A 21313-nucleotide genomic window follows, 5' to 3' on the forward strand; every position below is an offset into this window, starting at 1 on the left:
CAACCTTAACCAGCAATGAATTAACCGGTCTACTGCCCTGCATAGGAAGAGCCTACTTTAGTCCTGGCCTATTGGTCCAGTTGCTTTTCCAGGGCTTCCGTAAGGTCGCGGCTGGCCTGCAGAGAGCGCAGCATCGACGGAATATTGTTTTCAAGATTAAGGTTAATAATGAGGTCACGCTCGGTGTCCACTGACTCACTACGACCAACAAGCTTCAGGTTTAGCAGCAGATCTCCACTGGGAGGATATTCCATGCTGCCCTCAAGGGTACGGAAGTTATAGTCCTCAAGTGCATTGGCAATCAGCTTAAGCTGTGGGTTACCAGAAAGCATCTGGGGAGAAAATGCACCGTAATATCGCAGTTGTCCGCCAGGCTCTATTGCTTGCAGGTGTCCATTCTTTACGGTGATACCATCTGGGCCGGTACTGACAGGAATCGTCAAATTGAGGCGTCCGCTAGCCTTGAAATTTTCCGACTCGGTTTCATGAGCCAGTTGCTCTAAAGATATATCCTGAGCGTACAGGATACTGCTGCGCTCCTTATTGACAAGGTTCCAGCTCAATGCCTCTGAACTCAGCGTTCCATGGAGAAATTCTGCCGTGAAGTTCTCCAGGATAACATCCTGCTCTCTATCCAGGGAGACTGAAAAGTGGATATCATTCAAGGGCAAGCCCGCGTCTATAGATTGTATCGACAGTGGATGGGGCTTCGAGGTAAGCCAATGTCCATTATCACTGTCCAGCTGAATTTCCCCTTCTATCCCAGTGGCAAAGCTATCTCCATAGACTGCAGCAACATTGGTAAGGGCTAAATGGACGGAATCTTTCGCTTGTTGGGGCCAGGATATAGTTCCGTTAGCGTAAATCCCCCCGGAAATGATATCTATTGGCAATCCCTTGACCATCCTGCTGAGAGGGGTTCTGGAATTGAATTCGACCTTGGGCAATGAAAAATTAATAGTACCAGTTGCCAGGTCGATATCGTGATGCCAGCTTGAGTCTAATATCAAGGAGCTGGCCCTAAGTTGGCTTTGCCCTTTTATTTTGTCTCCACTTAGAGATAGTGATCCTGTAAGAGATGCCTCCAGTGAGTACTTTTCAGCTGTTTCTATTCCCAGGGTGCTACTGGCAAAGCTGCCGCTTAGTTCGGTATTTCCTTGAGTAGCTTTGAGACTGATATTACTAAAGTCGAGCTTACCGGATAAGGTAAAATATTCACTGGAAAATGCTTTAAATTGACTGTTCCATTGTTTTATAGTACAGCTTGCGGTCTGTGATCCTAATTTGCAGTCGACCTGGGGCAGTTGAAATTCACCTCTGTCAATCTTGAAATCTCTACCTTTCAGCTCCTCAAATGTGGCATTTACCTGCTCAAGCTTTAGCTGTTGAATATTACTGCCTGCCTGGATGTATACCCTGGCAGTCGAGTCCAGTTTGTTGAGAGTAATGTCCAAGGCCTCGTCAGCAATTGTTGCATTCACCGTTTCCAGGTCAAATACGCATTCATTAGCTTTATGGATACTGCATTGGAGTTGGCTAACCTGTGAGTAAATCGAGGTTGTAGAGTCCTTTGCTTGTAATTTAGAGTCAATTGCACCTTCAGTAACTATAACCTCAGATAAATGGGATGATGCAGTTCTCCCTTCAATCTGAATCTTGTTTCTGATGTTTACCTTAACCTGGCTTTTGTGAAGACCAACTGAATGTAAGTGGGATTCTTTTGGCTGGTCAGTTATCGCAGTCTCGAATTTCAGTTCACTTCCGGGGAGCAGGGCCAAGCTAAACTTATCGAGCCAATTTTTCTCTGTGGAATGTGTTCCAATGGGACTCAAAGTAGCCTCACCCTGGAATTTCAACTCCCCTTTTGGTTTGGTCAATTGTAATGAGGGAAAGTAAGTCTTCCACTGGGATGATTGAAATGCAGGTTCTAATGCAGGTAGATAAATAGAGCCCTTCACCTGCAGCCTGGGAGTGTTTGTCTGTGAGACCGACTCAAATGCAATGTTCGCGAGAGGGCTCTCGCTCACTCTGCCACCGCCCGATGTAGCTGAAATTGAGCCGGAACCTGTGATCGATTCAAGTAGAAACGGGGAGAGTGCTTTTATTTTGAGCTCTATAGGGGATTGGGTAGATAGCTGGGTATTCACATTATCATTGAATATTTCACTGGCGACAGATAACTCCAGTGCATCGCCTTCAACTTGCAGCACGATGTTTTCGTAGTCCGCTATGGACAAGAAGTTATCCGGAATCAAAGAGCTGGCATAGACAGAGAAGTGCCCGTTTGCATTTAACCTATCTGTAGAAGCTACGAACTGTGTTTGAGTGACGTCTAAGAGAGGATCAATGGCCATTAGGTTCGAATTTATACTGGCATTTAGTATCCATTGATCCTGTTTTCCCTTGAGTAAATTTAATTCTACTTGAGAAGCGGGGGCATCGGAGGATGAAACAATGCTTGCATTTACAGCAATTTGATTCGCTGTCAAGTTGGACTGTAGTGAAAAATAAAATGCGCCAAACTGAGCAGATTTATAGGGCGAATTTAAGTGGATAGTTGTGTCTTGCCGGGTGATGTCTAAGGGGCCTGCTGTAAAATGCTTGCTCAGCACTAACTCCCTCACAGATATTTTCCCTGGCATGTACCTGACTATATCTTCGATCATTCCGCTCAGTGAAATAGAATATTCTATTTCCGGGCTATCCAGGGAAGTTGCTTTTCTGGTCGGTTCTATTTCTTTATCTCGATAGCGAGTTAGCTTATCAACAGATAACTTAATTTTCTGGGTGTTATCCCGATCGTAAATTATATGAAAGGGGTAGGATATTTTTACTTTATCAAGGACCAGACCATTACCCTGGTTGGACTTCAACTGGACTTGCTTGATGGATACTTCCCTAAAACTCAGCTCCAGTCCGGATAATTGCTGAATGACAACTTCGCCGGCAAACAAGTTGATTAGCTGGGAGGCAACAATGTCTTTTTTCCACCAGCTACCAATTAATAAGGTGGCTAGGCATATCGCCAATGAAATGATAATAATGCGGGGTTTTCGCACGCTAAACCTCTAAACTCCCGGAAAGGAGGTAACTTTGTATTATCGCCTGTTAGTTAGCTGCAGCAGCTTGTTGCTGGCTTTAAACTACGTATTTTGCTGGCATGATGAAGTGCTATCTTATCATCTAGCCGGATAATACTGTGTGTGGCAGTTGGATTGTGAATTGGGAAGATGGTTCATTTAGCTGCCAAAGTATAAAGAAGTGAATATTGAGTCATGAGGTTCTGTCAAGCTCTCCTGTAACAACTTTAATCGCCCGATACTTTCCTTTCCACCCAAAGACTGGATGTGAGCGTTCAGGGGGATATTTTCTTATCCTCAAAGCGGATTCCAAATAAAACCATGTGTAGTCATTAATACGTCACGTGACCCAATAGGAGTGATCACCCACTGATAGTTTTTGGCTATTACAGGTAGATTTTTAATTATTTTTGTATTGTTCATAGTGCTGCATGGAATGCCATTTTAAGTGCCACAAGAGGGAATTCAGCTTCTCATCCAAATCTGCTGAGGTTGCTGGTGTGCCTATGAACAGCAAGATTCCAGCTATGAACAGCAAAGCGATTAGTTTATTAATCATAAGGATCACCGATACCGTAAGCAGCACATCAGAGATTATATGGTCTATGGCTGACAGCGAACATGGAGGCCGCTGCAAATAGCTATTAATACCCGAGGAGTACTAGTGTGGGGTCGTTAGATAACCAAGTTAGCCGGTACTGAGTAAGCACTTGTTGTGTTTGAGTTAGCAGCGAGAAAGTGAAAATCGGTCAAGCCGACTTATAGAGAATTGCTGAGGTTAAATTACCGGAGCGTGTGGTTTGTGATTTCAACTTGTAATGACACTTTTTACCCCAATTTACATACCCTTACCGTTCCGGTGGGAACCCACTTATTGAGGATGTTTCAACAATGCAAGATGCTCAGCCGAAGACCATGTATCTCAAAGACTATCGAGTACCGGATTACCTGGTGGACAGTACCGACTTGCACTTCGAGCTGGAGCCCAAGGCCACCTTGGTAAAATCACGCCTCGAAATTCGCAGGAATCCTGAAGCCGGTCAGGGGTTACCACCTTTACTGTTGAATGGCATTGATCTTGAGCTGCTATCCATTGCCATTGATGGCTCCATTCTTTCTTCAATATCTTATCAAGAAACACCTGAAGGCTTGTCTGTCTCTATTGATAAGCCGGAGTTTATCCTGGAAATCCACAACAGGATTAACCCGGAGGACAATACGTCCCTGGAGGGACTATATCTTTCCAACGACATGTATTGCACACAGTGTGAGGCGGAGGGTTTCAGGAAGATTACGTTTTACCCTGACAGACCTGATGTAATGTCAAAATTCACCACGACTATTATGGCACCAGCGGATTACCCGGTATTACTATCCAATGGCAATGAAGTTGACCGGGGTTACTGTGATGATGGGCGACACTTTGTCACCTGGGAGGACCCTTTTGCCAAGCCAGCATATTTGTTTGCTTTAGTGGCGGGGGATTTAGAGCATGTTGACGACTCTTTTACTACTGTCAGTGGCCGCGAGGTAAAGCTTCAAATATTTACTGAGGATAAAAATATCGGGAAATGCGACCACGCCATGCAATCCTTGAAAAAAGCCATGCGCTGGGATGAAGAAGTATATGGTAGGGAATATGATCTCGATATATTTATGGTTGTTGCAGTTGACCACTTCAATATGGGGGCTATGGAAAATAAAGGCTTGAATATTTTTAACTCAGCCTGTGTTTTGGCCAGCCCGGAAACAGCCACCGACTCTGCTTTTCAAAGAATTGAGTCAATTATTGGTCATGAGTATTTTCATAACTGGTCAGGTAATCGGGTCACCTGTCGGGACTGGTTTCAGCTCAGCTTGAAGGAAGGATTTACAGTATTTCGCGATGCGGAATTTTCTGCAGACCTGAATTCACGGGCAGTAAAGCGTATCGAAGATGTATCCCTGTTACGTACCAGCCAATTTTCGGAAGATGCTGGTCCAATGGCACATCCCATCCGCCCGGATTCTTACATGGAAATTTCCAACTTCTATACACTTACTGTCTATGAAAAGGGCGCTGAAGTAGTTCGTATGATCCATACCATACTTGGGTCAGAGGGATTCCGTAAAGGGAGTGATCTTTACTTTGAGCGTCACGATGGTTGTGCTGTTACTTGTGAAGATTTTATAGCAGCCATGGAAGATGCTAATCAGGTTGATCTCAGCCAATTTCGCCGCTGGTACAGTCAGGCTGGCACTCCTGAGTTAAATGTGACCGATCATTATGATGGTAGCTTAGATGTTTATCAGCTTAAAGTTCGTCAGTTTTGCCCGGCTACACCTGAACAGGACGAAAAGCTCCCATTCCATATACCACTGAAAGTTGGACTGTTAGGTTCAAATGGGGCTGATATGGCACTAGATGAAGCAGGCGCTACCCAGTGTGTTTTGGAGGTGACTGAGCGGGAACAGACCTTTGAGTTTAAAGGAATAAAGGAGCAACCTTTACTCTCACTTTTACGCGGATTTTCTGCGCCTGTAAAGGTTCGTCACAACTATAGTCGTGAGCAGCTCTTGTTTCTCATGAGTAATGACTCGGATACTTTTAATCGTTGGGATGCTTCCCAAAGATTGGCGTTCACTGCATTGGATCAGCTCCAAGATGCATATCGCCAGGGCCGAAACTTGCAGCTACCACCAGAGATGATTGCGGCTTATCGCGATATATTAATTGACAGGGAGCTGGATCCCGCATTAGCTGCTGAAATATTGCAGCTACCCAGCGAGCAATTGATTGCTGAGGAATCAGAGTCTATAGATGCCGATGCTATTTTTACTGCGAGACATTTCGCACGTGAAACCCTTGCTAATGCGCTTGTGCCAGAGTTGAAAGAACGCTATATCGAGTTGAGTACAGAAAAATCTTATAGCCCAAATGCGAAAGATATTTCTGAGCGTAGGCTGAAGAATGTGTGTCTAGAATATCTCTGCATTACAAAATCAACGGAAGCTTTGGGTTTCGCTCAACGCCAGTTTGAAGCTGCCAGTAATATGACAGATAAAGCTGCCGCGCTGAGTGCATTGATTAACTATGCTGACGACCAGCAAGCTGATCAGGCAATTAAGCAGTTCTATGAGCTCTGGCGAGAGGATACCCAGGTGATCGAACTCTGGCTTGCCCTGCAAAGTAGTAGTTCAACAAGGGGCACTCTGGAAAATATTAAAGCCCTTATGCAGCATTCTGCTTTTGAAATGAAGAACCCAAATAAGGTGCGGGCAGTAATAGGTGGATTTGCTAATCGAAATTTCAGTCAGTTTCACAAAAGCGATGGAAGTGGCTTTGAGTTTGTAGCAGAACAGGTTATTACTTTGGACAAGTTGAATCCCCAGATAGCTGCACGGTTAGTTATTCCTATTACACGCTGGAAGAAATATGCAGGGAAGCTTGCAGAAAAAATGAAAGCTGCCTTATTGAGAGTGGCTGATTCAGGAGAACTATCCAAAGATGTCTTTGAGGTGGTAAGTAAAGGATTAAAAAACTAACAGATATTACGGGAAAAAGCAGGGGCGAGGTTTAGCCCCTGAACTCTATTCAGAGGCTTATTGGTAGATGCTCTTCTGTTGCCTCTGGCACGCGCTGATTCATATTTGTGCACTAGTTTTTTTGATAAGATAAGACGGAGTATAACTTTGGATCTCAGGGGGATGTATGGCAGGCAGCTATTTAATTTTTTGTGTTATTTTTCTGGTGTTGATGTTGCTTGCGATACTCTCTAGGTGATATTCCGGTCCACTTTTTAAAGCTTCTTGAAAAGCTGCTTGTGTCATGGAAGCCAAGTCTGTAGGTAATAACTGTTATCGGTAATTCTTGTTGTTTGAGATACTGGATAGCATGATATTTGCGAGTTCTATCTAAGATTATCTGGTAGCTGGTACCCTGTTCCTTTAATTTTCTGTGTAAACCACGACAGCTGAAGCCAAGTGTGCTTGCAATATTCTCTTGAGATAGTTCGCCTATAGGCATCAGGTCTAATACAGTTTTGGTTACAAGTCCAATTATGTCATTTTTTCTTAACCGTACTAAATAATCTTGCAGTGCCTGTTCGTTTACAGAGGCCAATTCAATATTTCCAGTGGAGATGGGGCGTTCTGCAAATCTGCGCTCAAATCGTATTTCACAGAATTCTGCACAATAGTTGATAGGGCATTTGTACATTAATTGATGATGTTTAGGGTTGTTAGGCTTAGATCGTGTAAGGTTAATGGAAATCAAATGGTTATAAAGGTCTGGAGATATTTTTCTACTGGATTTTATTAATAAGGCAATAAAGGCATCGATGGCATGAATGCTTGGATCATGAGGCAGATCATCGGCTTTATGCAAGGATACAATCAGCTGTTTCTTGTGGTCACGAATAGCGATTCTCATGGCCGTACTGATTACATTTGAGAATCGTGCTGATCGCTCCAGGCTTTCTCTTATTGAGCTACTGGCCAAGTGAGCGTAGCTTAGCGCGTGGAGGTTTGTGTGGCTTACAAATTTGGAGACCTCCAGGCCAATGCAATCATTACCGGATACAACCTCGGCCATATCCCATAATTTTTTCATATTTTTCAAAGGAATACGTCGATTTGTATCCCTTATGTACTTGTAGTCAATATCTGCATGCTGAAGAAGTTTCTGTTGTGAACAATAAGGTTTTAGAGCCTCGATAATTGGCAAAACCCAAGTTGCAATGGTTGTGTGTCCATTCTCAGCCATTTTCTAAGTGTCCTAATTGGTCAAGCGTTTGGCCGGATAAGCAAAGAAGGGCGTAGACCAAGTGATTAGTATTAAGCTAGGAGTTTCTAACTTAAGGCAGAGTGTCGTGATACTCAGTCTATCAGTCTTGTTAGCGTAAGAAAATCAGCTGTTTTTTTAAGGCCAGTCCCGACATTTGAGTGAATCGAACTATGAAAAATGCTATGAAAAGAATAGCGCTGTCTATAGGCTTCCTGCCAGCCGTTTTATGTGGAAGCCTCTTGGCCAATGATGTGACACAGCTCTATTGGGGAGATATGCATCTACATACATCCTACTCCTTCGATGCTTTTCTAAGTCAAAATTATTCGGCAACACCTGATACCGCATACCGGTGGGCTAAGGGGCAGCCTGTTATTCATCCCTATACCCATGCAAAAGTCCGTATAGAAACACCTTTAGACTTTTTAGTGGTCTCAGATCATGCTGAAGCCTTAGGTGTTATGAGGGCGGTAGTTAATGAGACTGACCAGCTGGATACAGAACTGCCGATTTATCAAGCTGTTTTGCGCTGGCTTGCAAAGCAACATATTCGCTATAAGGTGTCTGCGAATGAAGGGATGGATATTTTTAATGAGCTGCTACCTGCAAAAGCGCTCAACCCGGAAGCTATCAAGGATCCTGTTCAGGATCCAGCCAATCAAGCTCATGATCCAGTACTGGGGGATCTTAGCAAGACCAGTACAAGCGCATGGCATGAGATAGTTGATGCAGCAGAGCGCCATTACAACCCTGGGAATTTTACCAGTTTTATAGGTTGGGAGTGGAGCTCTACCCCCACAGGCGCTAACTTGCACCGGGTGGTGGTATCCCCCAACGGGTCCATGCAAGCCAAACAATACCTCCCATTTGGATCGGACCAAAGCCAGTATCCAGAAGACCTATGGAATTGGTTGGATGAAACTTCAAAGCGAACTGGTAGTGAATTCATAGCTATTCCGCATAATTCCAATGTTTCCAAAGGTTATATGTTTTCGGAAACTACTCTACGGGGTGAGCCAATTGATATTCAGTACGCACGCACACGTATGCGATGGGAGCCACTGGTTGAGATGACGCAAATAAAAGGGGATTCTGAGACGCACTCGCAACTCTCTCCACAGGATCCCTTTGCTGATTTTGAGAATTATCCATTCTACCTACAGGCGGATCCAGAGGCCTATCGGGTTGCAAAGGGGGATTATGTGCGTTCAGGTTTACGAACCGGCTTGGAAATAGAAGAGAGAATTGGGGTGAATCCCTACAAGTTCGGTTTGATCGGATCCACTGATTCTCACACGGGCATATCGACTGCGGAAGAAGATAATTTTTGGGGGAAATTTGCCCATGATTCTACCCCAAGGAGCAAGCATTCGAAATCAGTTATCGGCGGAACCAAAGCGACTGGGTGGAATATGTCTGCATCGGGGCTCGCAGCAGTTTGGGCAGAGGAAAATACACGAGAAAGTATTTTTTCTGCCTTTAAACGTCGTGAAGTTTATGCGACAACGGGGCCTCGAATAAGCGTGCGTGTATTTGCTGGTTGGGATTTTCCGAAGCATGCGATAGATGCTGAAAATATTGCCGAGCTGGGCTATAGCCACGGAGTGCCTATGGGGGGGATTTAACCAAGCCTCAAGCCACAGATCAACCAGTACAATTGTTGATACGTGCGGTAAAAGATCCCAAAGGAGCCAATCTTGACCGTATCCAAGTAGTCAAGTCCTGGTTGGATAAAAAAGGGCAAAGTTCTGAACGGATATTTAATGTAGCCTGGTCCGGTGAGCGGAGCCTGGATAATCAAGGCCAGCTGCCTTCAGTCGGTGATACCGTTGATCGTGAAACAGGCTTATACACGAATACATTGGGCTCAGTGGAATTGTCTACTTTGTGGCAAGACCCGGACTTTGATGCTGGCCAAAGGGCTTTTTACTATGTCCGTGTATTGCAAATTCCAACCCCCCGCCACTCACTTTATGATGCAGTGGCGACAAGAGAAATTAACAGTGGGGAAATTAAAATACCTTCCGAAGGTCCCGCAGTGATTCAAGAGCGCGCATATACCTCACCTATTTGGTATTCCCCCTAGCTGAAAAATACATAGTTAATCTGTAAAAAATGATTGCACGGTTTTTTTGTAATTGCTAACTGATATTGTACATTTAAAACAGGAAGCTTGTATATGCAATGGATCTGGGTAGCGATAAAAAGAGAGCCATTGATACACTTCTTGCTTATCGCTTTAATGTTATTCGGTAGTGCCGAATTATTAAAACTGAAAGGGGGTAGCCTGGACCAGGAATATACTTTAACAGTAAGTGAAGATTTATTGTTCAAGTATATTCAATACCAGAAAAAAACTTTCAGTCCTGGCTTTGCCAGAGCTTACTGGCAGGGTTTGTCATCTTCTGAAAAGGCATTTCTGATTGATAACTATATTCACGAAGAAGTGTTATACCGTGAGGCTATCAGTCTTGGATTGGAAAAGAATGATCAGATCATTAGGCGTCGGCTTATCCAAAAGTTAGAATATGTGACTCGTGGAGTTGCTCACGAAGTTGATATTTCCCAAAATGCATTGAAAAATTACTTTCAGCATCATCAGGAAAGGTATCGATTGGAAGCGTCTATCACGTTTACCCATGTTTTTTTTGATGGTAGAAAGCATTCTGCTGAACGAATGAATGTGCTTGCATTGCAAACCCTTGAGAATCTCAGGAGTAAGTCAGAAGTTTTTGAAAGATCATCTGGTTACGGTGATCGATTTCCTTTCCATCGGAACTATGTTGAGCGTACTCTCCAATTGGTATCCAGTCATATGGGGGAGTTTTTGGCGCAACAGGTATTCACTCTGCCCCTGAATACCTGGTCTGGCCCTTTTGAGTCTCCTTACGGCCTGCACTTAGTCCTGGTAACAAAAAACACGGCAAGTCGGTTGCCAACCTTCAAAGAAGCTGCCCCTATGGTTGTGGAAGATTATCGTCGTGAAAAAATGGATAGTGCCAGTCGACAAAAATTACAGAAGTTGATTGCTCGTTATCAGATTGATTGGGGAGTTTCAGTGCCGGATACATCGATGAGTCTTACTCATGCTGAATAGATCGATCTTAAAGTGCTGGGTAATTGGGTTTACTTTGCTCGTAACTGGAACCTATAGTTGCACGTGTTTTTCACACGAAGGAAGGCCGATCTATATAGAGTTGCAGGAATTTTCAGAGGGTAGCTATATTTTGCGCTGGAAGATTCCCCCAGTTATGCAACCTGGAACCGAGCCCAAAATCAGCCTAAAGGGCAGAAGCTGCCAAAGGATGGATGAGGTTGGTTATCCCGATATAGTAGGAGTTACAAGGTATCGATGTGAATCTTCATTCTTGGGTGCTGAAGATGAAGTTACTTCAAGTATGCAAATACAACTTGTATACCCAGTTGCTAATCCTGTGTTGTCTACTCTGGTCCATTTTGAGAGATTAAATGGGGAGAGGGTTAGTATCTTTAACGGTCCGGAAGTTTTAGACTTGAAGTTGCCATCCAGGATATCTTTCTGGGAGTGTGTCAGTCAATATATTGAAGCGGGTTTAGATCATATATTTGAAGGTTATGATCATTTGCTATTTGTTTTGTGTTTGGTTTTTATTGCTCAAAGTTTAAAGACTGTTTTAATTACTATCACAGGGTTTACTTTAGGGCATTCGTTGACACTGGGGCTTGCCAGCTTAAATTATTTTACCATAAGGATAGATGTTGTTGAGGTGTTAATTCCATTGAGTATTATGATGCTGGCTGCTGAGATCTTAAAAGGTAAGTCCAGCCGCTATAAAGAGACTCTGGCATGGCGTCATCCCGCCGCTGTTGCTGCGGGTTTTGGATTGCTGCATGGTTTTGGGTTTTCCAGTGCTCTGACAGAGTTAGGGCTTCCCTATGGGCAAAAAATGGTCGCCCTGCTCAGTTTTAATCTAGGTGTAGAGCTTGGTCAGGTAATATTTGTAATACTGGTGATGTTTGTTGTTTCTTTTGTCGGTATGATAATTTCGAGTTGTCATTTTCCAAAGAGTATATTCAGCAAAGTAATACAGTCAAATATAGCTATGTACCCAATAGGTATTACAGGTGGGTATTGGTTGGTCGAGCGATCTTTGAGTTTGATATATTGAGCTGCGCGGTTCTTTGACCTTGTGGTGAAAGGATAGAGGCAGTTCACAATATCTCTAGGTCATCCTTTCCTGATTGATTATCCAGTTTTTGCAAAACTCGGCAATTCTCAACCAATTGGGCTCCAGCATTAAGTAATGACCGTAGCCCTCAGCGATATAAAAGGTCGTTTTAGAGTAATGTTGTTTAGCTATAAGGTATGATGTGGAGGGAGGGATTGCAAAGTCATCTGAGCCGGACACCATCAATACAGGGCACATAATTTTTTCATACTCAACTTTGGTGGTTTTGTTTTCGTCGAAGATCCAGAAAAATAGCTCGAAAAATACTTTGCCTGATTCCGGTCCCAGCTGGTCAAAGGCTTTATGTTGATCTTTTGTGTTTAGTTTATTGAGCCCAAATCTAGCCATTATTTCGAAGTCGGGGAGTAGCACACTCTCCCAAAATTTCCCAGAAGTCATTAAGGTTCTGCCAAGCACACACTCTTGATCTGTTGTTGGTAGAATTCCCCAGTTAATACTTCCGTTCAGTAGCACTATCGCTTTTGCAAGCCCCTTGGCGGCTATCTTTTGTGCGATGACTCCACCTAAGGAGTGTCCGACCAAAATTGGCTTCTTATTCAAATTTTTTACGAAGTTTACAGTATCCCTGACGTAGTCTCTGATACTTGTTCCGATAAGGGGGTTGCGCTTTTCCTCTGAGTGCTTAATGTCATGGTGGCGATATGCAGGGCTGTGGCAGGTAAACCCTTTTTGCTCAAAATACTTATGGAAATTCTCCATAGTCCAGGGGCCTGCATTGGTACCATGAAGAAGAACAATAGGTGTATCTATGATTATCCTCCTGATTAAATGTAGTATGGTTGTAAAAACTTATTAAAGCCTTTCACTACTATTTCTCTAATATAATAGCGTATCCAGTTGGCTATGAAGGCATTGCTGGCTAGGAGTGCTAGTGAATGCAGGTAGAACTCTGACTAATTGTTCCGTTTAGTGGTAGTTTGGGAATTTACGACCGCAATTAAGATGGGGTTCAGCGATAAGCTGGCCAGGAGGGGAAATTTAGGTATTTATAATGATGTCTCCTTCTCCAGATTTGATGTGTATTGATTACGATCTTTGCTGGAGTTTATTTTTTACCTTGTAGCAGGGCGTAGTGACTGTAGCGATATAGTCAAACTGGGAGGCTTAGCTTATGCAGGGAGGAAGCATGCGAAATAAGCTATTTCGGAAGGTTCTTGAGGGGGAGTTACCTATGCCAAAGGCGGCCTTAACTCTTGGTGCGAAGGTACTGGCTGTTGATGGTGATGCAGGATCTATCGAAATGGAGTTTGATGCTAAGGAGGAGTTTACTAATCCTATGGGAAAAATACAGGGAGGTTTTCTGGCAGCAATGCTTGATGACACTATGGGACCGGCTTTAACTGCAACCCTGGATGAAAGTCAGTTTGCTCCCACATTTGAGTTAAAGACGCACTTTATTGCACCAGTGAGCGTTGTTAAGGTGTTAGGTCGGGGAAGAGTTGTTTCCAGGGGGAGTAATATTTGTGTCCTTGAGGGCGAGCTTTTCCATGGGGAAGTCTTGGTAGCCAAATCTACAGCAACGGCTCTTATTCGGAGCTTTTCTTCCTCCGCAAAATAACTTTGTTCCTGTTTATTTTCTGGTTCGAGCAAATACCTAGGCATAAAGGAGATAATTCAAGCATAAGCCTAATATTGGATTAGCGGCATGCTTCCAGTTCTGCGACTAAAGTTGTGATTAATTCGGCTGCAGGCAAGGCCCTGGCCAAGGGGGCGCCTTGGCCTGCCCATTGCACAGAAAAGTCCTCGCTGCCAGCGTCGGTAGCTGCGGCGGCAAGGGCTTTTCCAGCGCTATAGCAGATGGGATACTCTGGTCGAAGGGGGGCATTTTGATCCAGGTCGTGGTAGAAGCAATTTGTGATACCTCGAGCAGGACGCCCGGATATATTGGTGGTGATTGCTGTATTAAGGCCACCTTTATTTTGTAGTGCAGTGCGGTAGGCATCGTTTGCAGCAGACTCGGGGCACAGGATAAACGCGGTACCCATCTGTACCGCGCTAGCGCCAAGCGAGAATGTGGCCTGAATACCGGCTCCATCCATTATTCCACCTGCGGCTATGATAGGCAGGCTGTACTGACAACTCAGGAGCCTAACCAAAGCTAGAGTTCCTATCTCTTGGTCAATTTCAGGCTCGAATACGCCTCTATGTCCGCCGGCTTCCACCCCCTGTGCAATTAGCGCGTCGATTCCTGCTTCTTCAGCAAGTCTTGCCTCTGCAAGGTTTGTGGCTGTTGCCAGCAGGGTAATGCCGGCATCCTTGAGCGCTGTAATTGTGGGTTGGTCTGGTAAGCCGAAATGAAAGCTTAGTACCGCCGGTTTCTCCTCCAGAATCACCTTCAGCATTTCACTATTGCCAATAAAGCTTTGGTAGGGCTCCTGGAGAGTTTTTGGTGGTGTAGAGCCGAGAGTGGCAAAGTAGGGTGCCAGGTGAGTAAGCCAGGCAGCTTCACGCTCTGGGTTTGCTCTTGCTGGCCGATGGCAGAATAGGTTGACGTTAAAAGGGGCGCAGGTGAGTTTACGGGTTTGCCGGATTTGTTCAGCGGCTTTTTGCGCAGAGCTTGCGCCAAGGCCCAGTGCGCCCAGACCGCCGGCATTGGAAACCGCAGCCGCTAGTTCTGGGGTAGAAACGCCCGCCATTGGTGCCTGTAGGATGGGGTGAGGTATCCCCAGCTTTTTCAATAGTGCTTGCGCCATCCCACCAGCCTCTCTGCCTTTCAGTCTGACTACCTTAGGGTAGTTTTTGCGCGGTAGCTATACCGCGCTGTGGTTAATGATAAGAGGCATCGGGATCAAAGAGGCGGAGTTACAGGTGCAGGTTGAAGCCGATGTAGGGGCCTTTAATTTCAATATCACTCTGTAGGTCGTCCAACTCTTCCAGGTCCAGGCTCATTACCCGGTAACCCGCTTCAACAGCCAAATCGATTGCCGGTACGAAATCCCAGCGCACTTTTGCCGTAAGGTCGGTGTGGGTATCACCACGATAGGCTGTGCCATTGCCCTGGGCGATAACAGACCAGCCGGTAAATGGCAGATCAAAACGCGCCATAACATAGGCCATGGGAAGGTAGCCACTGAGGTCAACCGTTTCCGCCTGGGTTTCGCTGACGGCAGTAAATTCACCATCGTACATGCGCGCGGTCAGACCCAGGTCCAGGTTGACCCAGTTGTCCAACACTTCGTAGTAGAAGGTGGCATCGGTATGTGTGAGGTTGAGGTCGGTGGTGATATCTGAGCCGACCTGGAAGGTTTCATCGTCAAATGTCACTGTACCCTCTAAAAGCGCAGCGCCATCAGTGTCAATTTCACTATGGGCGAGTAGGACATTAGGTACCAGGGGAATTGGGTGCTCCAGGGCTACCTGGATAAATGTAATGTTGTCTTCGCCAAGAGAGAGGTTGTCCAGGTCGTAGTCGTCGTTACCAATGTCTCCGGTATAACCTGGAAGCCAGACACCTGCAGTGGCGTCAAGGCCAAGAATGGTGTCTGCGCTGGCAGCGCTGCAGGCGAGGAGGGCACTGAAAGCAATTGCGGTTTTTTTCATGGACTTCTCTCCGTGATAAATTTGCCGCGGAGTGTACAGATATATTTTTTCTTCGCCGCTGTAAGTTGCACATTTTTACAATTTTTTTTGAACGGATAGGCAAAATTGGCGCATGAAAGCATCGCCTGGTTTGGAGTCTATTCTTCGTCTCGTCGATATAGTAAGGCTGACTTCCGGTGAACGAAGTAAGTATCTGTACAGGATTTTGCGGGGTTTCTATCGGCTGAAGCTATTTAATTTGCGGCTTCAAAAAGCATTTGTTGCAGAGCTCTGGCGGCATTGCTCAGGGTGCGGCCGCGATGACTGATCACACCGAGGTTGCGCAGCACCTGCAGTTTTTTCACCGGTAACACGGCGAGGCTCTCATCTACCAGAGTATGCGGCAGCACGCTCCAACCAAGGCCGACGCAGGCCATCATCTTGATGGTTTCCAGAAAATTGGTGGCCAGTTTGGCGCTGAGCTTTAATCCCTGCGCGTCGAATTCGCGCTTGATCAGGCGTCCGGTATAGGTGTTTAGGTCTGGCAGTATGGCGGGGAAGTTGGCTAGGTCAGTCAGCTCCAGCTCGGGGATTTTTGCCAGGGGGTGCTCAGGTGCTGCCACCACTACACAGGGGTCGGGCCAGATAACCTGCGCATTGAGATGTGGGTAGTCCTTCAGGGCCAGAGTTACTACGGCAAGCTCATATTTGGCCGCCATAAGTGCCTCATAGGCTTGTTCTGAATCCACGAAATCGATATCCAGGGCTACCTGTGGGTAGCGGTTACTGAATTCCCTGAGTACTGGCGGCAAGTGATGCAGCCCGACATGGTGGCTGGTGGCAATACGCAGACTGCCGCTTACAGAGCTGCTCAGAGCACGCAACTCCCGCTCGGTATTGCTAATTTCATTGAGAATATGCCGGGCACGCGGCAGTAGGGCGCGACCGGCGCCGGTCAGTTGCATGCGGCGGCCGATGCGGTTGAACAGCGCTGTGCCAAGTTGCTGCTCAAGGGATGCAAGGCGTTTGCTTACTGCAGGCTGGGTCAAGTGCAGCTGTGTTGCTCCTTCAGAGACTGAGCCCCGTTCGGCAATTGCCAGGAAGGCTCTAAGCCATTGGATTTCCAAGCCTTTGTACCCCTTCTTTATCTATGATGGCAGTGCTTATGGCTGCGTGCCGGAAGTCTTGAGGCAGATACTACCGCAAATGGTATTTTGGATTCCATAATGGAATGTTTGTGATAATAAATATAAATTGGTGTTATTTATTACTGCTGGGTAGACTCAGGTTCTAAACAACTGAGAGGACAAGCTGTGGCAGGGCAAACACTCTACGATAAACTTTGGCGGGACCATGTGGTCATGACCCGTGACGATGGCTCGGCGTTGATCTATATCGATCGTCACCTGATTCATGAAGTGACCTCCCCCCAGGCTTTCGAAGGCCTGCGACTGGCGGGGCGCGCCCCTTGGCGCAAAGATTCTCTGGTGGCAACTCCAGACCATAACGTGCCCTCCGAGAGTACTGAGCGCGCCGCAGGCGTGAGCGGTATCCGCGATGATATTTCCCGTATTCAGGTACAGACCCTGGATGAGAACTGCCGTGACTTCGATGTGGTGCAGTTCGGTATTAATGAACCGGGGCAGGGCATCGTGCATGTAATCGGTCCCGAGACCGGGGCGACGCTTCCCGGTATGACTGTAGTATGTGGCGACTCACACACATCTACTCACGGTGCCCTGGGTGCACTGGCCCACGGCATAGGCACTTCAGAGGTGGAGCACGTGATGGCCACCCAGTGCCTGACCCAGAAAAAGATGAAAAACATGCTTGTGCGCGTAGATGGTGAACTTCGCGCTGGCGTTACCGCCAAGGACGTTGTGCTGGCGATTATTGGCAGGATTGGTACTGCCGGGGGCACAGGTTACGCGATTGAGTTCGGTGGTGACGTCATTCGCAATATGTCCATGGAAGGTCGTATGACCGTGTGCAATATGGCGATTGAGGGCGGCGCACGCGCGGGTATGGTGGCGGTTGACCAGATCACTCTCGATTATGTGAAGGGTAAACCCTACGCACCCAAGGGTGAACACTGGGACCTGGCGGTTGAGGCCTGGAGTGATCTGCACTCCGATGTCGATGCTGAGTTTGATGCGGTTGTCGAGTTGCGTGGTGAGGATATTGAACCCCAGGTGAGCTGGGGTACCTCCCCGGAAATGGTGGTGCCGGTCAGTGCCAATGTGCCTGACCCCGCTGCCGAGAGCGATTCCACCAAGCGAACTGGTATTGTGCGTGCGTTGGAGTATATGGGGCTTGAGGCAGGACAGAAAATCTGTGATATCCACTTGGACCGTGTGTTTATCGGCTCCTGTACAAATTCCCGTATTGAGGACCTGCGCGCCGCAGCTGAAGTGGCCCAAGGCAGGCATAAGGCAGACAGTGTCAAGCAGGTGTTGGTTGTACCCGGCTCACAGGCGGTGAAGGCCCAGGCGGAACAGGAAGGGTTGCATGAAATTTTTGTGCAGGCAGGCTTTGAGTGGCGAGAGCCATCCTGCTCCATGTGTTTGGCCATGAATGCGGACAAACTGGGGGCTGGGGAGCATTGTGCTTCAACTTCCAACCGCAACTTTGAAGGGCGTCAGGGTTACGGTGGCCGCACCCACCTGGTGAGCCCCAGTATGGCTGCGGCTGCTGCAATTGCAGGGCACTTTGTCGACGTACGTGAAATGGTGCCGGTGCAAGCTGAAGAGGAGATGGCCTGATGAGAGCATTTACCCTGCATGAAGGCCTTGTGGTGCCGATGGATCGTGCCAATGTGGATACGGATCTGATCATTCCCAAGCAATTTCTCAAGTCCATCAAGCGCACCGGGTTTGGTCCCAATTTGTTTGATGAACTGCGCTATCTGGATGAAGGCTTTCCCGGACAAGACTGCTCCGGCCGTCCAATCAATCCGGATTTCCCGTTAAATTTCCCGCGCTACCAGGGTGGTTCGGTGTTGCTGGCGCGGGAGAATTTTGGCTGTGGCTCCAGTCGTGAGCACGCGCCTTGGGCATTGGATGATCACGGTTTCCGCGCAATTATCGCTCCCAGTTTTGCCGATATCTTTTTTAATAACTGTTTTAAAAACGGCCTGTTGCCGATTGTATTGCCGGAAGAGGTGGTACACCAGCTGTTTGAAGAAACCCATGGGCAGGAAGGCTATTCATTGACTATCGATCTGGAACTACAGCACGTGCGCAAGCCCTGTGGTGAGATGATCCCTTTTGGGGTAGATGCCTTCCATAAACACTGCCTGCTCAATGGCCTCGATCATATCGGCCTGACCCTGGAGCACTCAGAAGATATTCGCGCTTATGAAGACGTGCGACGTAAAAACGCCCCCTGGCTTTTTGATGCGGTTCAGTAATTAAAGGAAACTCCTGTGACAAAGAAAGTGATGATTTTGCCGGGCGACGGCATTGGCCCGGAAATTGTTGAACAGGCGATGGCGGTACTGGAAGTCGCGTCTGGAAAATTTAATTTGGGGCTTAAATTTGAGCAGGGCCTGATTGGTGGTTCTTCAATTGATGCTCATGGTGAGCCTCTTACTGATGAGGCTCTCAAGGCTGCCGGCGAGTGTGATGCGGTATTGCTCGGTGCTGTCGGCGGACCACAGTGGGATACCCTGGAGCGGGAAATCCGCCCGGAGAAGGGCCTGTTAAAAATTCGCAGTGGCCTCGGCTTGTATGCCAACCTGCGCCCGGCGATTCTTTACCCCCAATTGGCAGACGCCTCCTCCCTGAAACCGGAAGTGGTTTCCGGGCTGGATATTTTGATTGTGCGTGAGCTGACCGGCGGCATTTACTTTGGAGAGCCTCGCGGCATCCAGACCCTGGAAAACGGTGAGCGCCAGGGTTTTAACACCTATGTTTACAGTGAGTCGGAAATTGAGCGTATTGCGCGTAGCGCCTTTGAGGCAGCGCAAAAACGCAACGGCAAACTCTGCTCTGTCGATAAGGCCAATGTGCTGGAAGTCACTGTGCTCTGGAGAGAGGTGTTGGATCGCCTGGCGCCGGAATACCCTGATGTTGAGCTGTCTCATATGTACGTGGACAACGCTGCTATGCAGTTGGTGCGTGCGCCCAAGCAGTTCGATGTAATGGTCACCGGCAATATGTTTGGCGATATTCTCTCAGACGCCGCCGCCATGCTTACTGGATCCATCGGTATGTTGCCTTCTGCTTCTTTGAATGAGAACGGTTTTGGCCTGTATGAGCCGTGCCATGGTTCCGCACCAGATATTGCCGGGCAGGGGATTGCGAATCCGTTGGCTACGATTCTCTCCGCTGCCATGATGCTGCGCTACTCACTCAATATGAGCGAAGCTGCGGAAGCTATCGAGGCTGCGGTGAGCAAGGTGCTGGAGCAGGGTTTACGTACTGCGGATATTTATACCGAGGGCAGTCAAAAGGTTACCACCGCAGAAATGGGAGCTGCCGTCGTCGCTGCATTGTAATTCCCCATTTCACTATCGCGCCGCTTTCTCGGCGGCGCACATTGACCACATCACACACAGGACATCGCAATGCAAAAAATAGGTTTTATCGGCTGGCGCGGCATGGTCGGCTCGGTATTACTGGAGCGCATGCGCTCAGAGGATGACTTTGCCCATATCGCTGAACCGGTTTTTTTCTCTACTTCCAACGCGGGCGGTGAGGCACCGGATATCGGCCGCGAACTGCCGCCGCTGGGCGACGCCTACGATATCGACGCACTGGCTCAGTTGGATGCGATTGTCAGCTGCCAGGGTGGTGACTACACCAAAGAGGTTTTCTCCCGTCTACGCGAGTCAGGCTGGCATGGATACTGGATTGATGCCGCCTCCAGTCTGCGTATGCAGGACGATGCCGTAATTGTGCTGGACCCGGTCAATCGCGATGTGATCGATCGCGCTATCGACATCGGGCGAAAGAATTTTATCGGTGGCAACTGCACAGTTAGCCTCATGTTGATGGCCCTTGGCGGTTTGTTTAAAGCTGGTTTGGTGGAGTGGGTTACTGCGATGACTTACCAGGCCGCCAGTGGTGCCGGTGCCCGCAATATGCGCGAGTTGATCGGGCAGATGGGGACTATCCGTGATGGTGTCAGCAATGAACTCGCGGACCCCGCCAGCGCAATCCTGGAAATTGATCGCAAGGTGGTTGCAGGCATGCGCTCTGCGGAATTCCCTACCACTGAGTTCGGTGCTCCCCTGGCTGGTAGCCTGCTGCCGTGGATTGATACCCAGTTTGAAAATGGCCAAAGCCGTGAAGAGTGGAAGGCCCAGGTTGAGGCTAACAAGATCCTGGAAACCAGTAGCCCGATTCCGGTGGATGGCACCTGTGTACGTATCGGTGCTATGCGCTGCCACAGCCAGGCTTTTACCGTGAAGTTGAAAAAAGACCTGCCTATGGCAGATATCGAGCAGATGATCGGTGTCGCTAATGACTGGGTCTGTGTGGTGCCGAATGATCGCGAGAGTACCTTACAGTCCCTGACTCCCACCGCTGTGACTGGCAAGCTGGATATTCCGGTAGGGCGCCTGCGCAAGTTGAGTGTGGGGCCAAAGTACCTGAATGCTTTCACTGTGGGTGACCAACTGTTGTGGGGCGCCGCCGAGCCTCTGCGACGTATCCTGCTGATTTTACTCGGTAAGCTATAACTGGTACGGAGTGGAAGAAGTCCTCAAAAGGCAATTT

At 47.4% G+C, this 21313-nt stretch carries 14 protein-coding genes and 1 pseudogene; 9 read left to right on the top strand and 6 right to left on the bottom strand.

Features of this window, described 5'->3' with window-relative positions; genetic code table 11:
• Nucleotides 1–68: 68 nt before the first annotated feature.
• The gene (locus GL2_RS13420) at nt 69–3059 is read right to left on the bottom strand and encodes a YdbH domain-containing protein (protein ID WP_143731138.1); all 2991 of its coding nucleotides are present in this window, start codon (nt 3057–3059) and stop codon (nt 69–71) included.
• A 912-nt stretch (nt 3060–3971) separates the two neighbouring features.
• On the opposite strand from GL2_RS13420, the gene pepN reads away from it, so the two are divergent.
• Nucleotides 3972–6605: an aminopeptidase N gene (gene pepN / locus GL2_RS13425; protein WP_143731139.1), complete on the top strand. Its 2634-nt coding sequence runs from the start codon at nt 3972–3974 to the stop codon at nt 6603–6605.
• 181 nt (nt 6606–6786) lie between these two features.
• Here pepN and GL2_RS13430 read toward each other — a convergent pair whose 3' ends face one another.
• On the bottom strand, nt 6787–7824 hold the full coding sequence (locus GL2_RS13430; RefSeq protein ID WP_143731140.1) for an AraC family transcriptional regulator: 1038 nt from the start codon (nt 7822–7824) through the stop codon (nt 6787–6789).
• Between the two features lie 296 nt (nt 7825–8120).
• Between GL2_RS13430 and GL2_RS13435 the strand changes: the two are divergent.
• The 3 genes and pseudogenes from GL2_RS13435 (at nt 8121) to GL2_RS13445 (ending at nt 11993) form a co-directional block, all read left to right on the top strand.
• Nucleotides 8121–9931: pseudogene (locus GL2_RS13435) on the top strand (DUF3604 domain-containing protein).
• Between the two features lie 93 nt (nt 9932–10024).
• Nucleotides 10025–10942: a peptidyl-prolyl cis-trans isomerase gene (locus tag GL2_RS13440; RefSeq protein WP_143731141.1), complete on the top strand. Its 918-nt coding sequence runs from the start codon at nt 10025–10027 to the stop codon at nt 10940–10942.
• A 154-nt stretch (nt 10943–11096) separates the two neighbouring features.
• Nucleotides 11097–11993, top strand: coding sequence for a HupE/UreJ family protein (locus GL2_RS13445; RefSeq protein ID WP_172621146.1), 897 nt, complete (start codon nt 11097–11099; stop codon nt 11991–11993).
• A gap of 54 nt (nt 11994–12047) precedes the next feature.
• On the opposite strand, the gene GL2_RS13450 is transcribed toward GL2_RS13445, so the two are convergent.
• A complete protein-coding gene (locus GL2_RS13450; RefSeq protein WP_143731143.1) occupies nt 12048–12773 on the bottom strand; it encodes a carboxylesterase in 726 nt (241 codons plus the stop codon).
• A gap of 427 nt (nt 12774–13200) precedes the next feature.
• On the opposite strand from GL2_RS13450, the gene GL2_RS13455 reads away from it, so the two are divergent.
• Nucleotides 13201–13632: a PaaI family thioesterase gene (locus GL2_RS13455; protein ID WP_143731144.1), complete on the top strand. Its 432-nt coding sequence runs from the start codon at nt 13201–13203 to the stop codon at nt 13630–13632.
• Between the two features lie 79 nt (nt 13633–13711).
• Here the strand turns inward: GL2_RS13455 and GL2_RS13460 are convergent, their stop codons facing one another.
• The 3 genes from GL2_RS13460 to GL2_RS13470 all read right to left on the bottom strand — a co-directional run bounded on the left by GL2_RS13460 (nt 13712) and on the right by GL2_RS13470 (nt 16720).
• Nucleotides 13712–14767, bottom strand: coding sequence for a nitronate monooxygenase family protein (locus tag GL2_RS13460; protein WP_143731145.1), 1056 nt, complete (start codon nt 14765–14767; stop codon nt 13712–13714).
• 109 nt (nt 14768–14876) lie between these two features.
• Nucleotides 14877–15614: a TIGR04219 family outer membrane beta-barrel protein gene (locus GL2_RS13465; RefSeq protein WP_143731146.1), complete on the bottom strand. Its 738-nt coding sequence runs from the start codon at nt 15612–15614 to the stop codon at nt 14877–14879.
• Between the two features lie 233 nt (nt 15615–15847).
• The gene (locus tag GL2_RS13470; RefSeq protein WP_143731147.1) at nt 15848–16720 is read right to left on the bottom strand and encodes a LysR family transcriptional regulator; all 873 of its coding nucleotides are present in this window, start codon (nt 16718–16720) and stop codon (nt 15848–15850) included.
• A 186-nt stretch (nt 16721–16906) separates the two neighbouring features.
• On the opposite strand from GL2_RS13470, the gene leuC reads away from it, so the two are divergent.
• From leuC to asd, 4 genes are all read left to right on the top strand, one after another.
• Nucleotides 16907–18355, top strand: coding sequence for a 3-isopropylmalate dehydratase large subunit (leuC, locus tag GL2_RS13475; RefSeq protein WP_143731148.1), 1449 nt, complete (start codon nt 16907–16909; stop codon nt 18353–18355).
• Nucleotides 18355–19002: a 3-isopropylmalate dehydratase small subunit gene (leuD, locus tag GL2_RS13480; RefSeq protein WP_143731149.1), complete on the top strand. Its 648-nt coding sequence runs from the start codon at nt 18355–18357 to the stop codon at nt 19000–19002. The genes leuC and leuD overlap by 1 nt, the downstream gene beginning before the upstream one ends.
• A 30-nt stretch (nt 19003–19032) precedes the next feature.
• Complete coding sequence (gene leuB, locus GL2_RS13485) at nt 19033–20091, top strand: 3-isopropylmalate dehydrogenase (RefSeq protein WP_370452154.1); 1059 nt, start codon at nt 19033–19035, stop codon at nt 20089–20091.
• A 69-nt stretch (nt 20092–20160) separates the two neighbouring features.
• Nucleotides 20161–21276 carry an aspartate-semialdehyde dehydrogenase gene (asd, locus tag GL2_RS13490; RefSeq protein WP_143731151.1) on the top strand — a complete coding sequence of 372 codons (1116 nt, stop codon included), beginning with the start codon at nt 20161–20163 and terminating at the stop codon, nt 21274–21276.
• Nucleotides 21277–21313: the final 37 nt, after the last annotated feature.

The organism is Microbulbifer sp. GL-2 (assembly GCF_007183175.1).
GTDB lineage: Bacteria > Pseudomonadota > Gammaproteobacteria > Pseudomonadales > Cellvibrionaceae > Microbulbifer.

What these genes read in the sequence shown, in the direction of transcription:
- pepN (WP_143731139.1), top strand. Translation starts at nt 3,972, where the DNA reads ATGCAAGATGCTCAGCCGAAGACCATGTATCTCAAAGACTATCGAGTA.
- GL2_RS13455 (WP_143731144.1), top strand. Translation starts at nt 13,201, where the DNA reads ATGCGAAATAAGCTATTTCGGAAGGTTCTTGAGGGGGAGTTACCTATG.
- GL2_RS13465 (WP_143731146.1), bottom strand. Translation starts at nt 15,614, where the DNA reads ATGAAAAAAACCGCAATTGCTTTCAGTGCCCTCCTCGCCTGCAGCGCT.
- asd (WP_143731151.1), top strand. Translation starts at nt 20,161, where the DNA reads ATGCAAAAAATAGGTTTTATCGGCTGGCGCGGCATGGTCGGCTCGGTA.
- leuB (WP_370452154.1), top strand. Translation starts at nt 19,033, where the DNA reads ATGATTTTGCCGGGCGACGGCATTGGCCCGGAAATTGTTGAACAGGCG.
- GL2_RS13460 (WP_143731145.1), bottom strand. Translation starts at nt 14,767, where the DNA reads ATGGCGCAAGCACTATTGAAAAAGCTGGGGATACCTCACCCCATCCTA.
- leuD (WP_143731149.1), top strand. Translation starts at nt 18,355, where the DNA reads ATGAGAGCATTTACCCTGCATGAAGGCCTTGTGGTGCCGATGGATCGT.
- GL2_RS13430 (WP_143731140.1), bottom strand. Translation starts at nt 7,824, where the DNA reads ATGGCTGAGAATGGACACACAACCATTGCAACTTGGGTTTTGCCAATT.
- GL2_RS13450 (WP_143731143.1), bottom strand. Translation starts at nt 12,773, where the DNA reads ATGGAGAATTTCCATAAGTATTTTGAGCAAAAAGGGTTTACCTGCCAC.
- GL2_RS13445 (WP_172621146.1), top strand. Translation starts at nt 11,097, where the DNA reads ATGCAACCTGGAACCGAGCCCAAAATCAGCCTAAAGGGCAGAAGCTGC.
- GL2_RS13440 (WP_143731141.1), top strand. Translation starts at nt 10,025, where the DNA reads ATGCAATGGATCTGGGTAGCGATAAAAAGAGAGCCATTGATACACTTC.